This is a genomic window from Cryobacterium sp. LW097 (assembly GCF_002205495.2).
Classification (GTDB): Bacteria; Actinomycetota; Actinomycetes; order Actinomycetales; family Microbacteriaceae; genus Cryobacterium; species Cryobacterium zongtaii.
Map to the genome: position 1 here is coordinate 951,474 of NZ_CP021992.1, position 14,982 is coordinate 966,455.

15 protein-coding genes are annotated in these 14,982 nt (G+C 68.9%); 9 read left to right on the forward strand and 6 right to left on the reverse strand.

The window, feature by feature from the left end; genetic code table 11:
- Positions 1-53: 53 nt before the first annotated feature.
- The 3 genes from infB to B7495_RS04405 all read left to right on the forward strand — a co-directional run bounded on the left by infB (position 54) and on the right by B7495_RS04405 (position 4,286).
- On the forward strand, positions 54-2,915 hold the full coding sequence (gene infB / locus B7495_RS04395) for a translation initiation factor IF-2 (protein ID WP_088455502.1): 2,862 nt from the start codon (positions 54-56) through the stop codon (positions 2,913-2,915).
- A 195-nt stretch (positions 2,916-3,110) separates the two neighbouring features.
- Entirely contained in the window at positions 3,111-3,638 is a 528-nt protein-coding gene (gene rbfA / locus B7495_RS04400; RefSeq protein ID WP_088455503.1) for a 30S ribosome-binding factor RbfA, read from the forward strand.
- A 165-nt stretch (positions 3,639-3,803) separates the two neighbouring features.
- Positions 3,804-4,286, forward strand: coding sequence for a DUF805 domain-containing protein (locus B7495_RS04405; RefSeq protein WP_088455504.1), 483 nt, complete (start codon positions 3,804-3,806; stop codon positions 4,284-4,286).
- A 77-nt stretch (positions 4,287-4,363) separates the two neighbouring features.
- Here B7495_RS04405 and B7495_RS04410 read toward each other — a convergent pair whose 3' ends face one another.
- Genes B7495_RS04410 through B7495_RS04420 form a run of 3 tightly spaced genes read right to left on the reverse strand, consistent with a single transcriptional unit; the run spans position 4,364 to position 7,567 of the window.
- On the reverse strand, positions 4,364-5,329 hold the full coding sequence (locus tag B7495_RS04410; protein ID WP_088455505.1) for an aldose 1-epimerase family protein: 966 nt from the start codon (positions 5,327-5,329) through the stop codon (positions 4,364-4,366).
- Positions 5,322-6,593: a D-arabinono-1,4-lactone oxidase gene (locus B7495_RS04415; protein WP_088455506.1), complete on the reverse strand. Its 1,272-nt coding sequence runs from the start codon at positions 6,591-6,593 to the stop codon at positions 5,322-5,324. The genes B7495_RS04410 and B7495_RS04415 overlap by 8 nt, the downstream gene beginning before the upstream one ends.
- Positions 6,594-6,628: 35 nt before the next feature.
- Complete coding sequence (locus B7495_RS04420) at positions 6,629-7,567, reverse strand: A/G-specific adenine glycosylase (protein WP_088455507.1); 939 nt, start codon at positions 7,565-7,567, stop codon at positions 6,629-6,631.
- 23 nt (positions 7,568-7,590) lie between these two features.
- Here B7495_RS04420 and B7495_RS04425 point away from each other — a divergent pair, with 23 nt between their 5' ends.
- Positions 7,591-8,193 (forward strand): hypothetical protein, encoded by a 603-nt coding sequence (locus tag B7495_RS04425; protein ID WP_088455508.1) that lies wholly within the window; start codon positions 7,591-7,593, stop codon positions 8,191-8,193.
- On the opposite strand, the gene B7495_RS04430 is transcribed toward B7495_RS04425, so the two are convergent.
- On the reverse strand, positions 8,177-9,178 hold the full coding sequence (locus B7495_RS04430) for a ketopantoate reductase family protein (protein WP_088455509.1): 1,002 nt from the start codon (positions 9,176-9,178) through the stop codon (positions 8,177-8,179). The genes B7495_RS04425 and B7495_RS04430 overlap by 17 nt on opposite strands.
- Before the next feature lie 36 nt (positions 9,179-9,214).
- Positions 9,215-10,669 carry an MFS transporter gene (locus B7495_RS04435; protein WP_088455510.1) on the reverse strand — a complete coding sequence of 485 codons (1,455 nt, stop codon included), beginning with the start codon at positions 10,667-10,669 and terminating at the stop codon, positions 9,215-9,217.
- A 90-nt stretch (positions 10,670-10,759) separates the two neighbouring features.
- Here B7495_RS04435 and B7495_RS04440 point away from each other — a divergent pair, with 90 nt between their 5' ends.
- From B7495_RS04440 to B7495_RS04460, 5 genes are read left to right on the forward strand one after another with little or no spacing between them, the layout of a single operon-like run.
- On the forward strand, positions 10,760-11,407 hold the full coding sequence (locus B7495_RS04440; RefSeq protein ID WP_088455511.1) for a TetR/AcrR family transcriptional regulator: 648 nt from the start codon (positions 10,760-10,762) through the stop codon (positions 11,405-11,407).
- A gap of 22 nt (positions 11,408-11,429) precedes the next feature.
- Positions 11,430-12,386 (forward strand): tRNA pseudouridine(55) synthase TruB, encoded by a 957-nt coding sequence (truB, locus tag B7495_RS04445; protein ID WP_088455512.1) that lies wholly within the window; start codon positions 11,430-11,432, stop codon positions 12,384-12,386.
- A complete protein-coding gene (locus B7495_RS04450) occupies positions 12,383-12,751 on the forward strand; it encodes a hypothetical protein (RefSeq protein ID WP_088455513.1) in 369 nt (122 codons plus the stop codon). Before truB ends, B7495_RS04450 begins: the two co-directional genes overlap by 4 nt.
- A gap of 57 nt (positions 12,752-12,808) precedes the next feature.
- Positions 12,809-13,273 (forward strand): hypothetical protein, encoded by a 465-nt coding sequence (locus B7495_RS04455; RefSeq protein WP_088455514.1) that lies wholly within the window; start codon positions 12,809-12,811, stop codon positions 13,271-13,273.
- A 56-nt stretch (positions 13,274-13,329) separates the two neighbouring features.
- Positions 13,330-14,271 carry a bifunctional riboflavin kinase/FAD synthetase gene (locus tag B7495_RS04460; protein WP_088455515.1) on the forward strand — a complete coding sequence of 314 codons (942 nt, stop codon included), beginning with the start codon at positions 13,330-13,332 and terminating at the stop codon, positions 14,269-14,271.
- On the opposite strand, the gene B7495_RS04465 is transcribed toward B7495_RS04460, so the two are convergent.
- On the reverse strand, positions 14,268-14,960 hold the full coding sequence (locus B7495_RS04465; RefSeq protein WP_088455516.1) for a maleylpyruvate isomerase family mycothiol-dependent enzyme: 693 nt from the start codon (positions 14,958-14,960) through the stop codon (positions 14,268-14,270). The two genes, B7495_RS04460 and B7495_RS04465, sit on opposite strands and share 4 nt — an antisense overlap.
- Positions 14,961-14,982 lie beyond the last annotated feature (22 nt).

Consider the following 14,982-nt stretch of genomic DNA (forward strand, 5'->3'; position numbering starts at 1 on the left):
TCCGTTACTAACGGTCTGCCCCTTTCCGGGTGCAGGCCCGGAACAGGAGAATTGTGGCTGCGAAACCACGCGTACACGAGATCGCAACTGAACTCGGTGTCGACAGCAAGGTAGCCCTTGCGAAATTGAAAGAGATGGGCGAGTTCGTCAAGGGACCGTCTTCCAGCGTTGAACCCCCCGTTGCCCGCCGTCTGCGTGCAGCACTCGAGGCCGACGGAGTCGCCACCGGCGGCGCCGCTGCCACCCCGGCGGCCCCTGCCGCCGCCGCGAAGCCCGCGTCGACCACCACGGCCAAGCCCGGTGGCGCACGTCCGTCCCCGGCACGTCCCGCCGCACCGGTGCCCGCACCCGTCGTCGAGGCTCCTGCAGTGGATGCACCGCCGATGCCCGCCGCGCCGCTCACCGTAGCGGAGCGTCAGGCCGCAGCGACCGAGAAGGCCGCCGCTGCCGAAAAGGCTGCAGCGACCGAGAAGGCCGCCGCCGAGTCCGGCACCGCCGCGACCGAGAAGACGACCACCGAGGCAGCCACACCGGCCGCCAAGGCTGACGGCGACGCGGCTCCGACCGCCAAGCCCGGCGGCAGCGTCCCGCGTCCGGGAGCCCGTCCGGGCAACAACCCGTTCGCCAGCAACCAGGGCATGGGCAAGACTCCCACCCCGCGTCCGGGCAACAACCCGTTCGCGAGCGCGCAGGGCATGGGACAGCGTCCGCCGTCCACGTCCTCGCCCAGCAACATCCCCCGCCCCGCCGCACCCCGTCCCGGCGCCCCGCGTCCGGGCGGACCCGGCCAGGCACCCCGCCCGACCGGCTTCGGCCAGCGTCCGGGTGGCTTCCAGCGTCCCGGTGGCGCTCCGGGCGGCGCCGGTGGCGCACGCCCCGGCTTCACCCGCCCCGGCGCACCTGCCGGTGCCCCCGGCTTCGGCCCGCCCCGCCCCGCCGGTGGCGGCGGCGCCGGTGGTCGTGGCCGTGGTCCCGGCGGTGGAACCGCTGGTGCGTTCGGTCGCGGTGGCGGCAAGAACAAGGCGCGCAAGTCGAAGCGGACGAAGAGGGCCGAGTTCGAGCTGCGCGAGGCTCCGTCGCTGGGTGGCGTCAGCGTCCCCCGTGGCGACGGCGGAACCGTGGTGCGTCTGCGCCGCGGTGCCTCGATCACCGACTTCGCCGACAAGATCGACGCGAGCCCGGGCAACCTGGTCACCGTGCTGTTCCACCTCGGTGAGATGGCAACGGCAACGGAGTCGCTCGACGAGGCCACATTCGACGTTCTGGGCAGCGAGCTGGGTTACAAGATCCAGATGGTCTCGCCCGACGACGAGGACCGCGAGCTGCTGCTCGCCTTCGACATCGACATCGACCAGGAGCTGGCCGACGAGACCGACGAAGAGCTCGAAGTTCGTCCTCCCGTCGTCACCGTCATGGGTCACGTCGACCACGGTAAGACCGCGCTGCTTGACGCCATCCGTAACGCCAAGGTCGCTGCCGGTGAAGCCGGTGGCATCACCCAGCACATCGGTGCCTACCAGGTCGTCACCGAGCACGAGGGCAAAGAACGCGCCATCACCTTCATTGACACCCCCGGTCACGAGGCGTTCACCGCCATGCGTGCTCGTGGTGCGCAGGTCACCGACATCGCGATCCTCGTGGTCGCCGCCGATGACGGCATCATGCCGCAGACGATTGAGGCACTCAACCACGCACAGGCCGCCAACGTGCCGATCGTGGTCGCGGTGAACAAGATCGACAAGGCCGGTGCGAACCCGCAGAAGGTGCGCCAGCAGCTCACCGAATTCGGTCTCGTCGCCGAAGAGTACGGCGGAGACGTCATGTTCGTCGACGTGTCAGCTAGGAACAAGGTCGGCATCCAGGAAATCCTCGACGCCGTCCTGCTCACCGCAGACGCCGGACTCGACATGCGCGCCAACCCGAACAAGGATGCCCGCGGTGTGGCCATTGAGGCCAAGCTCGACAAGGGCCGCGGTGCAGTCGCCACGGTGCTCATCCAGTCCGGAACGCTGCACGTCGGCGACTCGATCGTTGCCGGTACCGCTTACGGCCGCGTTCGTGCGATGGCCGACGAAAACGGCAACGCCGTTCTCGCCGCCACGCCGTCCCGTGCCGTTCAGGTGCAGGGCCTCTCGAGCGTTCCCCGCGCCGGTGACACCTTCCTTGTTATCGAGGAAGACCGCACCGCGCGTCAGATCGCCGAGAAGCGCGAAGCCGCCGAGCGCAACGCCCTGCTGGCCAAGGCCCGCAAGCGCATCAGCCTCGAGGACTTCACCCGTGCACTCGAAGAGGGCAAGGTGGAATCGCTCAACCTCATCATCAAGGGTGACGTTTCCGGTGCCGTTGAGGCCCTGGAAGAGTCGCTGCTCAAGATCGAGGTCGACGACTCCGTTCAGCTGCGCATCATCCACCGTGGTGTCGGTGCGGTCACGGAGAGCGACGTCAACCTCGCCACCGTCGACAACGCCATCATCATCGGCTTCAACGTTCGCCCCGACACGAAGGCGCGCGAACGTGCGGCTCGTGAAGGCGTGGACGTGCGCTTCTACTCCGTCATCTACAACGCACTCGAGGACATCGAGTCTTCCCTCACCGGAATGCTCAAGCCCGAGTTCGAAGAAGTGCAGAGTGGTATCGCCGAGATCCGCGAGGTCTTCAGCTCGTCCAAGTTCGGAAACGTCGCCGGTGTCATCGTGCGCTCGGGAACGATCACACGAAACGCCAAGGCGCGGGTCATCCGCGACGGCATCGTGGTGGGCGACAACCTGGCCATCGAGTCGCTGCGTCGCTTCAAGGATGACGTCACCGAGGTTCGTACGGACTTCGAGGCCGGTATCGGTCTTGGTAAGTTCAACGACATCCAGATCGGCGATGAGATCGAGACGATCGAATTGAAGGAAAAGCCGCGTAGCTAAAAGCTAGGTGGCAAGGGGTCTCCGCTCGATCCCCCCTAAAAAGGGAAGAGCGGGGACCCCTACCCCGATTCCCTTTTTAGGGGGGATCGAGCTCCGCCCCGGTCCCCGAAAAGCCATCCGTCAATACGATGGCGGGGGGAGGGCTTAAGAGCGTTAAGTAGTACCCCGAAATTTTTAGGTTTATAGGAGTTCGACATGGTAGATCCGGCACGCGCTAGGAAGATGGCGGACCGCATCAAGGTCATCGTGGCCAAGCGGCTCGAACGCGGCATCCGCGACCCGAGGCTCGGCTTTGTGACCATCACCGACGTCAAGGTCACCGGCGACCTTCAGCACGCCTCGGTGTTCTATACCGTCTACGGCTCCGAAGACGAGCGCAGGGACAGCGCCGCGGCCCTCAAGGCTGCCACCGGCATGTTCCGCAGCGAAGTGGGCAAGAACATCACCGCCCGCTTGACGCCGTCGATCGAGTTCATCGCCGACGCCATCCCGGAGAACGCCGCCCTCATCGACGACCTCCTCCGTGAGGCCCGCGAACGCGACACCCAGGTGGGCGAGATGGCCCGCTCGGCCGTGTACGCCGGCGACGAAGACCCCTACGTCAAGCCGCGCGAATACGTCGAAGACGACGAGGATGACGACGACTCCGACGAGGACGAGGCGGAGACGCCTCCGGCACACAGCGGCCGTCACGCCGCACCCACGGAGCCCGACGCTCTGTAACCTGCTGCGCACCATCCCTCGAAGCCTCCGGCCGCCCCACGGGCGCCGGAGGTTGCGTGCGTGTGACATATAACGGAACACCCGGCCTCTTTTTGAGAAATCCCCGGTGACCGCGCCCATTTACTTCTAGGCTCGACGCATTCGTCCCATCCAGAAGGAGTTGTCATGGTCGCATCCCAGCAAACCGCCGCACGTGTCGCGGGCGTTCCCCTGTCCCAGCCGTATTACGGCGCCCCGATCGCGGTAGCGGTGAGGCGCTTCTTCAGCAAGTACGCCACCTTCTCGGGCCGGGCCAGCCTCAGCGAGTACTGGTGGTGGGCGCTGGTGAACTACGCCGTGCTCTTTGTGCTCGGTATCCTCGCGCTCGTGGCCGGCGGCACCCCGCAGGTGTCCGTGGACGGCACGGTGGCTCCGCCCGCCGGGGGAGCAATCGTGGTGGTGCTCATCATCACCGCGTATTCGCTGGCCACGATCATTCCGGGGCTGGCGCTCACGGCCCGGCGGCTGCACGACGGCAACTTCTCGGCGTGGTTCATCCTCATCGCCCTGATTCCCGGCATCGGCGGACTGATCCTCTTCATCCTCACCCTGCTGCCGTCGAAGCCGGAAGGCGCACGGTTCGACCAGGGTTCGCCTCAGTACAGCTGAGCACACGAACCCCAGCACAATATGAAGACCCCGTGGCCGGTGCCACGGGGTCTTCTTGGTGGATCGGCCGGCCTGGGTCAGGCCTCGGTGGCTGCGACGGTCCAGCTGGCGGAGTGGGAGGTGCCGGGGGCCAGCAGCACCAGGTCTTCGCCGGTGGAGAAGGCATTCGGCGGGCAGGTCATCGGCTCGACGGCCAGGCCGATCCGGCTGCGCTCCGGTGCCGGGCGGTCAGCGGTGTGCACCTGCAGCCAGGGCAGCTCGGCGCCGAAGCTCATGCGCACGCCGGTGCCGGCCGGGCTGGTCACGGTGACGCTCGCGGATGCTTCCGCACCGCGCGCGATCGCGGTGAAGGCGTGGTCGATGAAGGTGTCACCGATGGCCCGGGGAGTGCGGAAGTCGAACTCCGGGGTGGTCTCGACCGGGACGGTGGCCACGGGGCTGAGCCGGTCTGGGGTCACCGTGAGGTAGCTGGCCGCCGGAAACTCGAGGGTCCAGTCATCGACGGTGCCCGGCCCGGCCACGAGGTAGGGGTGCGGCCCGGTGCCGTACGGTGCGGTGGCGGTGCCGCGGTTCTCGGCGGTCACCGTGGTGGTGAGGCCGTCGTCGGCCAGGCTGTACGTGGCCAGGAGGGCGATGCGGTGCGGGTACCCGTCGCTCGGCACGATGGTGGTGCCGAGGGTCACGGAGTCGGCGGAGCGGGCCTGCAGGCTCCAGTCGGCCCAGCAGACCAGGCCGTGCAGGGCGTGCGAGCGGCTGGGTTCGGTGAGCGGAAGCTGGTAGTCGAGGCCGTCGAAGGTATAACTGCCGTCGACCACGCGGTTGGGCCATGGCGCGAGCACGGCGCCCCGGTAGCCCGGACGCACCTCGTCGGCGTCGAACGGAACGACGAGGTGACGACCGTGCCAGGTGAGCAGGCGCAGGCTCGCACCGACGCTGGCGATGGTGGCCGAGTAGCCGTCGTGGTTGATCGTGTACTGCAGCCCGGAGAGCGGCGGCACGGACGCATCCGTGGGAGTGGTGGTGGTGGCGACGGCGTCAGTCATGGGACAGAACTCGTTTCAGGTAGGCGTTCTCGAAGCGTCCGTCGGGATCGACCCTGTGCACGTGCGCCGCGAAATCATCGAGGCGCGGATAGGCGCGGCGGAGAGCCGCCGGGGACATCGTGGCGACCTTGCCCCAGTGCGGGCGCGGCGCGAATGGTTCCAGGGTGTGCTCGATGAGGGGCAGCACCGTGCGGATCTCGGCCGGGAGCGGTTTCCAGGTGAAGTGGATGGCGAGCGAGTCGCGGGCGTAGCTCGGGCTGAGCCAGGCGGTGTCTGCGGCCACACTGCGCAGCTCGGAGATGTGCAGCAGCGGTGCGATCCGGTCACCGATCGCGCGCAGGGCGGTGATCGCGGCAACGGCGTGCTCGGCCGGAATGAGGTATTCGGACTGGATCTCTTCACCGTGGCTGGGCTGGAACTCGCTCCGGAAGTGCGCGAGGCGCTCGTTCCACGGTCCGGGCTCGCGCAACTGCCCCGTCACGCTCTCGGCGGTGACGCCGGGCAGCGGGTGCAACGCCACCATGGCCTCGGTGGCGCCGAGAGCGGCGAGGTCCAGCTCGGGGCCGTCCACATCCAGCCGGCGCTTGGACCAGACCTGGTGTGTGTTCTCACCCCGGAAGGTGGTGAACACGCTGACGCTGTAGCCGCTGGCCATGATGGCGGCCCAGTTCGCCAGGGCCGCGGTCCAGGACAGTCGCTCGTGCACGTACTGGGAGATCTGGAAGTGCGGCTGCACCCTCAGGGTCACCGCGGTGACGATGCCGACGGCACCCAGGCCCACCACGGAGGCGGCGAAGTCCTGGTCGTGATCCCGCACGATTTCGACCTGCCCCGAGGCGCGCACGATCTCCAGCGCCACGACCGAGGACGCCAACGACCCGTTGCGCACGCCGGAGCCGTGGGTGCCGGTCTGGATGGCGCCGGCGACCGAGATGTGCGGCAGGGACGCGAGGTTCGGCAGGGCCAGGTCGTGTTCGGCGAGGTATGCGCCCACCTGGGCGTAAGTGCTTCCCGCGCCCACCCGCACGCTCACCGCTGCGCCGTCGTCACCGAACTGGAGCGACGGTTCGATGTCCAGCCGGTCGAGGGCGATCAGGGTGCCGACGCTGTCGGCGATCGTGGAGAAGGAATGCCGGGAGCCCAGGGCCTTGATCTGCCCGGCCCCGGCGTCGACCGCCGCGACGATTCGGGAGACCTCTTCGGTCGTCGTCGGGTGCCTGATGTCGTCCGTTGAATACTCGACGTTGCCGGCCCAGTTCTTCATTGAAACCATTTCTGTTGGAGAGAGCGTGGGGGTTTTCACCCCTGCGAAAGAGCGTACCGCCCGGGTTCGACGAGTACGGCGAGACCGTCGGCGAGGAGCCCGGCCAGGGCCCTGTCGCGCTGCACGGCATCCGGCCACACGGTGTCGATCTCAGTGGCGGTCACCGGATGGTGCGTGGCCCGCAGTTCGGCCATGATCAGTCCGCGCACCTGCCGGTCGCTGCCCTCGAACTTCTTCTGCACGGCCTTCTTCGGTCCCGCGTAGGCCGGGTAGCCGGCCGCACGCCAGCCGCAGGCATCCCGGATCGGGCAGTTCTCGCACCGCGGGCTGCGGCTGGTGCACACGATGGCGCCCAGCTCCATGATGGCCGCGTTGAAGACCGCCGCCGCGACGGGCTCGGCGGGCAACAACGCCGACATCGACTCGAGGTCCCTGCTGCGGCTGGGCGGTGCGGGTTCGGCCTGCCCGGCCACAGCCCTGGCGATCACCCGGCGGGTATTGGTGTCGACCACCGGATGCCGGTGGCCATAGGCGAAGACCGCCACCGCCCTGGCCGTGTAATCACCGATTCCGGTGAGGGCCAGCAGGTCGTCCACGTCCTCCGGCACGATGCCGCCGTGCCGTTCCACGATCTGCACGGCAGCGGCGTGCAGCCACAGTGCTCGGCGCGGGTAGCCCAGGCTCGCCCAGGCCCGAACGGCCTCGCCGGGCGGTACGGAGGCCAGGTCGGCGGGTGTCGGCCAGCGTTCGAGCCATTCCTCAAGACGCGGGATGACCCGGCTCACCGGGGTCTGTTGCAGCATGAACTCGCTCACCAGGGTGCCCCAGGCGCTGAAACCGTCGCGCCGCCAGGGCAGGTCGCGGGCGTTGTCGTTGAACCAGTCACTGATGCTGTGGCTGAGGGCGGGGCCGGCGGGCGCTGCGCCGACAATGGCACCGTCGACGGGGGCAGCGCTGTGGACTGTGACGTTCATCGGTTCTAACCTAGGCTCGATTCATGAAGCTCGTTTCCACTCCCCGCGTCGAGTACCTGCGTACCCTCTCGTCCGAGATCCTCAATCTGAACGGCCGGGGCCGGGTGATCGTGGCGGTGGACGGCGCCGACGCGGCCGCCCGCACGGCGTTCGCCGACGATCTGGCCGCGGTGCTCGACGAAGCCGACAAGCCCACCTACCGGGCGTCGCTGCGCTATTTCCAGCGATCCAGGGAAGACGTCGGCCGGTTCGGCGCCGACTCCCCGGAGCGCTTCTTCCGGCACGGTTTCGACTATTCCGCGCTGCGCCGGGTCTTGCTCGAACCGTTCCGGCTCGGCGGCAGCACCGGCTTCGTCACCCAGGTCTTCGACCCCGACCGCGACAGCTGGATCGAACCGACCTGGACCACGGCTCCGGCGGACGCGTTCCTGGTCATCGACGGCGAATTCATCAACCGCAGTGAGCTGAGGGACGCCTGGAACTACCGCATCCTGCTGGAGAGCGAGGCGACCTCGGAGGCGGACTACCTCTACCAGAAGGAGGAACGCCCCCGGCAGGTGGCGTCGGCCGTGATCGACCTCAGTGAACGGCACCGCCCCCAGCGGGTGTTCAGCGACTCCTGCTGAACCGTGCCAGCACGTCGGCGGGGCTGAGGAACGTCCCGCGTTCCTCCACCTCGTGCACCAGGGCGGTCAGCCGGCCGTTCACCGGGGCCGGAACGCCGGCGGCAGCGGCCTCACGCACCACTACGCCGTTGAGGTGGTCCACCTCGGTGCGTTGGCCGCGGGTGATGCTTTGCAGGGTGGAGCCCAGATTGGGCACCCTGCCCATGCGGGCACGCATCCGCAGCGGCACCACCTGGCCCGCCCACGCCGGCAGCAGCGAGAAGATCCGCAACCGGCGGTCGCCGAGCGCCTGCATGGCACCGAACCGGATGCCGCGGCGTTTGCCCACCCGCACGGCCTCGCGCATGCTCAGCGTCAGCACCCGGCGCAGGCCCCGGTGGGCGACGACGGCCTGCACGCTCAGCCCGGTGATCGCGGGCAGCGCGTTGAGCATGTTCACGACAAGTTTGGTCCACTGGGCGCCGACGAAATTGTCGATGGCCTGGCAGGGCACCGCCTCGGCGAGCACGGCCTGCCAGCGCCGGGTGGCCGCGTCGGCCGGCCCCGTGCCCCGGCCGAGATAGGTGGGCGCGACGGTGGTGACCGTGACCAGGCCGGGTTGGGTGTAGTTGGCCGCGATGATCGAGAGGGCGCCGAAGCAGTCAGAGCGGGGGAGCAGCCGCCGGGCGGTCTCGACCCCGTCGAGGCCGTTCTGCACCACGATCACCGCGGCGCCGTCGAGCACGGCGGCGTTGTCGGCGATCGCGGCCTCGGCATCCTGCGCCTTGGTGCAGACCAGGGCGAGATCGGGCGTCTCGACCAGCCGTTCGAGGGCGGCGGGATGCGCCGTTGCCGGGCCGAACCCGCCCACGAGCCGGATGCCGCGCTCGCGGATCACGGCCAGCCCGGCGCCGCGCGCGGTGACGGTCACCTCGTGGCCGGCCGCGCTGAGCAGAGTGGCGAAGGTTCCGCCCAGGGCGCCAGCGCCGATCACAGCAATTCGCATGACCTCAGCCTAGAAGCCCCGGCCGGGCCACCTTGACTACCCGCGAACGAGGAGGGCGTCCGAGCGAACCGGTACGGGCTGCGGTGCCTGATCGACCCGACGACCTGACGGCAGCGCCAGCGCGATCACCGCCGCGACGGCGAGCACCCCGGCGCCGACCAACACGGCGGGCACCGCGGCATCCACGTACCCGGTGGGGGTCAGCGTGCCGCCGTTGCCGGTGAACACGGCGGTGAGCACCGCGACGCCCAGCGCCACACCGATCTCGCGGAAGGTGGAGTTGGTGCCGGACGCCTTGGCATGGTCGTCGGGAACCATATTGGCCAGCACGGCGGTGGAGCTCGGCGCGAAGACCAGTCCCATGCCGAGCCCGGCCAGGATGAACGCGCCGACCAGCTCGCCGTATTCGACGTCGGCCGACATCTTGAGGGCGAGCCAGACCATCGCGATCGCGAGCAGGGCCAGCCCCAGCACGATCGGCAGCCGCGTTCCGGTTCTCGGGCTGAGCATCCCAGTCAACGGGGCCACGATCATGGGAGCCAGCGTCCACGGCATCGTCATCACACCGGCTTCGAGCGGACTGTGGCCCTGCACGATCTGCAGGAACTGGATGAGGATGAAGATCGACCCGAAGATGCCGAAGCTGAAGGTGATCCCGACCAGGTTCGCGACCGTGAAGCTGCGGTCCCGAAACAACCGCAACGGCAACAGGGGTGCGGATGCCCGACCCTCCCACCAGACGAAGGCCAGCAGGAGCGCTCCGCCGCCGATGAGCGCCGCGAGCACCTCGGTGCTGCTCCAGCCGGCTTCGTTGCCCCGCACGATTCCGTAGACGATTCCGAAGACCCCGCCGCCGGCCAGCACCAGGCCCACCACATCGGCGCGCAGCCGGGCGCCGAAGCTATTGGGCAACGCCACCAGCACCAGGGGGACCGACAGCAGGCCGAGCGGAACGTTCAGCCAGAAAATGGCTTCCCAGTTCCACCCTTCCACCACGGCGCCACCGATGAGCGGGCCGAGGGCCACACCGAGGCCGGCGATGCCGCCCCAGATGCCGATGGCCGCTGGCCGGAAGCGGTCGGCGACCGACCCGACGAGCAGGGTGAGGGAGAGTGGCATGAGCGCGGCGGCGCCCACGCCCTGTAGCGCACGGGCGGAGATCAGCATCCACGGTTCGACGCTCATGGCACAGAGCGCCGATGCGGCGGTGAACACCGCGATGCCGGCCAGGAACACGGTCCGGCGCCCGAAGCGGTCGCCGATTGCGACGGCCATCAACATGAACGTGGCAAAGCTGAGGGAGTAAGCGTTCACCACCCACTGGAGTTCTTCGATTGTCGCCGAGAGGTCGGTGTTGATCACCGGCAGGGCGCTGGTGACCACGAGGTTGTCGAGGGTGGCCATGAACATGGGCAGTGACGCGGCGACGACGGCAAGCCAGACGGGAACCCGGCCGAGGCGCTTGCCGGGCGGGGTGAGGGTGGCGGTCATGGGAGGTCCCTTCGGGAACGGAGCCAACGAATGTTGTAATTGAATGATTACAAAACAGGAGACTAGTAATCGACTGATAACCTGTCAAGTGTGAACGAGACATCCGGCACCGCAGCCGCCCAGCCCACCGAGCGCATTCCCGCCGCGGAACGACGCGAGCAGATCCTGGCCGCGGCCAGCGTGGTCTTCGGTGAGCGCGGCTATTCCGGTGCGACAACCGACCAGGTGGCCAAGGTGGCCGGCATCAGCCAGCCCTACGTGGTGCGCATGTTCGGCACCAAGGAGAACCTGTTCCTCGAGGTGCTGGCCAGGGCGCTCGAGCGCCTGGTCGCCGGCTTCAGGCAGATCATCGCCGAACCACGCGAGCACGGCGAGGACGAGATGGAGCTGCTGGCCGCACGGCTCGGCGGCGCCTACGTGGACCTCATTGAAGATCGCGGCATACTGCTCTCGCTCATGCAGGCCTTCATCAGCGGGCACAACCCGGTCGTCGGCGCCAAGGCCAGGGCCGGGTTCCTCGAGATCTACCGGATGCTGCGCGACGAGGCCGGCTTCCCGCCGGACGCCATCCGCGGGTTCCTGGCCGACGGGATGCTGTTCAACACGCTCCTGGCCATCCGGCTGCCCGACATCTTCGACGAGGACCCCGACGCCGAGGAACTCATGCGGTGCACGTTCCGTGGCAAGCTCGACCTGGTGCTCGGCGCCACAGCCGCCGAAGCCGCAGCAGATGCCTGACCCCAGCTAAGAAGGATTTCCAGTGAACGCCCCACGCCGCAAGCCCGGCAGCACGACCAGCGGCCTCGTGCTGATCGACAAGCCCCAGGGCTGGACCAGCCACGACGCCGTCGCGCGCACCCGCCGCCTGGCGAACACCCGCAAGGTCGGCCACGCCGGCACCTTGGACCCGATGGCGACGGGCCTGCTGATCCTCGGCATCAACAGCTCCACCCGGCTGCTCACCTACGTGGTCGGCCTCGATAAGGAATACCTGGCCACCATCCGGCTGGGCGCCGCGACGACCACCGACGACGCCGAGGGGGAGGAGCTCACCCGCGCGCCCGCCGAGGTCGTCGACGCCGTGACCGCTGAGGCAATCGCCGCGGGCATCCAGGGCCTGACCGGGGACATCAGTCAGCGACCCAGCGCTGTGAGCGCCATCAAGGTGGACGGCAAACGCGCCTACGCCAGGGTGCGTGCCGGCGAGGACGTCGAACTGCCCGCCCGTCCCGTCACCGTGAGCGAGTTCGAACTGCTCTCCAGCACCCCGGTCGACGGGTTCCGCGACCTCGAGGTGCGCGTCGTGTGCTCCTCAGGCACCTACATCCGGGCGCTGGCCCGCGACCTCGGCGCGGGCCTCGGCGTCGGCGGCCACCTCACCAGCCTCCGCCGTACCCGCATCGGCCCGTTCGGCATCGACGCCGCCGACCCGCTCGACCGGCTCGATGTGGCCCGCGCCCTGATCGGCCCGGCGGATGCCGCGAGCCGGCTGTTCGGCCGGCTCGATCTGAGCGAGCAGCAGGCCATCGACCTCGGCCACGGCAAGCGCATCGACGCGCCCGTCGGCACCGGAGACGCCGGACCGATCGCCGCCATCAGCCCGAACGGCAGCCTCATCGGCCTCGTCGAGTACCGCGCCGGCCAGGCCAAGTCGATCGTCAATTTCCCGCCAGACGAACCCGCCGACGGCCCCGCCGTCACGGAGGACGCCTCGTGATCGAGTGGTTCACCTACCTGCAGCTGGCGATCGCCACCGCTGCCGGCCTGCTCTGCCTGGGCCTGGGGCTGGCCGGCCGCAAGCCCACCGACGTCAGCATGGGGGCGACCCTGCTCGTCGAGGTGCTCCTGATCGTGCAGCTCGTGGTGGCCCTGGTTGCGCCGCTCACCGGCAACCAGGCCACCGGCAGCCTGCTGGAGTTCTACACCTACCTGGTCAGCGCCATCCTGCTGCCGATCGCTGGGGGAGTGTGGGCGCTCATCGAACGCAGCCGGTGGAGCACGGTGATCCTCGGGGTGGTCTGCCTGTCGGTGGCTGTCATGCTCTACCGGATGCTGCAGATCTGGACAGTGCAGGGCGTCTGAGCCGTGCGGCACGACCGGCACCGTTCGGCCCGGAGATGCTGCGATAATTACTGAGCGATGAATGATCTCAAGACCGACTCCGGAGACAACGCCACCGGTACGACGACTCCCGGCCGGGTGACCGGCATTGGGCGGGTGCTGATCATGGTCTACGGCGTCCTCGCCCTCGCCGCGACCGGCCGGTCCTTTGTACAGATCGTCGGGAAGTTCGACGAGGCCCCGCTGGCGTACACCCTCTCGGCCCTCGCCGCGGTGGTCTACATCGTCGCGACCATCGCCCTGATCAAGCGCGGACGCGCCTGGTATCGGATCGCCTGGGTCACCATCGGCTTCGAACTGCTCGGTGTTCTCGTGATCGGCACCCTCAGCCTGGTCGACCCGCAATTGTTCCCGCACGACACAGTCTGGTCGGTGTACGGCCGCGGCTACCTGTTCATCCCGTTGGTGCTGCCGATCCTGGGCATGTGGTGGCTGGCCCGCCACGCGCCGGAGCGCACCGACCGGAACGGCGTCCCGGCATGACCGGCGCCCAGGCTACGCCCACAAACGTTCCCTCAAACGTGCCCACCACCGCGGGTATGAAGGTGTTCCCCGGTCGCGGCGCCGTCCCGGCCGACTGGCCGGCCTCCGCGGTGAGCATCGGAAAGTTCGACGGTGTGCACGCCGGCCACCGCGCCGTGATCGCAGAGCTCAAGACCCTCGCCGACCGGGAAGGCCTGGCCGTCGTCGTCGTCACCTTCGACAGGCACCCGCTCTCCCTGCTGAACCCCGACAAGTGTCCCGCCGAGCTGGTCAGTGTGCAGCAGAAGCTCGACCTGCTCGGTGGCACCGGCCTCGACGCCACCGTGGTGCTCGCGTTCGACAGGGCGCTTTCGTCACTGCCGCCGGAGGACTTCGTCCGTGACATCCTCGTGAACACCCTGCACGCCCGCCACGTGATGGTGGGCCGGGACTTCAGGTTCGGCGCGCGCGGTGCCGGCGACGCCGATCTGCTCACCGAGCTCGGTGGCCGGTACGGTTTCGACGTGCGCCTGATCGACGACGTCACGCCGCAGGGGGAGCGCCGGGTCTCGTCGACGTGGATCCGCGAGCTGCTCTCCGACGGTGACGTGCGGGCGGCAACCCGGTTGCTCGGGCACACCCCCACGATGCGTGGAATGGTTGTGCACGGTGCGGCCAGGGGTCGCGAACTCGGCTATCCCACCGCGAACCTCGCGCCGGAGGCCGAGGGGCTGGTCCCCGCGGACGGCGTGTACGCCGGCTGGCTCACCGACAACGGGGTGCGCTATCCCGCCGCCATCTCCATCGGCAACAACCCCACCTTCGACGGCGTGCCTCAGAAGCAGGTCGAGGCGTACGTGCTCGACCAGGAGATCGACCTGTACGACCATGTCGTCGAGGTCGCTTTTGTCGAGCACATCCGCGGCATGGTCGCGTTCACCGGCATCGAGCCGCTGATCAGGCAGATCGAGGATGACGTCGTGAAGACCCGCGCGATCCTGCGGCTCCCGGCCGATTAGCCGGCCGGCTGCTCCGGCGGTGCCTGAACGGGTGGGGTGTCCGCGGGCAGCGGCCCGCGGCCGAACAGGAACAGAATCAGCTCCGACGCCGGTGCCCGCAGCGGCGTGCCGTGGCCGACGCTCCAATCGGCATCCGTCGCCAGCAACCGGCGTGTGCGCAGAACGGCCTTGATCTCGGTGGGGGCGATCAGACTGCGCCGCAGCGCAACCGCGCCACCGGCGGTCGCGTGAATCGGCAGGGTCAGGCCGAGCGGATGCGCCACGTCGAGGCCGTGCACCACGGCCTCGGTCAGCTCGGTGATGCCACCGCGGCCCGAGGCTGCCCTGGCTGCGGCGATCTCCCGCAGCCGCGCCACCAGCTGTGCCGGCTCGGCGGCGGCCGCGGCCCGGCTCACGGCGTCGATGGCGCGCCCCGGGCGCACAAAGTGACCGAGGTACGCGCGGGCGGCGCTGCCGAGGAGTTCGCGCTTTGTGCTGCCAAGCCGCCAGACCAGGTGTCCGGCGACATCGCGCACCCGCCAGCCTGTGCACAGGCTCTGCGCCTCCCACTGCTCGGGCGTCAGCTCGGCGAGCAGGTCGGCGATGGCCGTGACGGTGGCCGCGAGGTGCCCCGACCAGCGCGCATTCACGCCGGATTCGTTGCCGACACTCCGCAGGCTGAGGGGGAGGAGTCGCGCAAATTCTGCCATGCCGTCCAGCCTAGACTTGCCC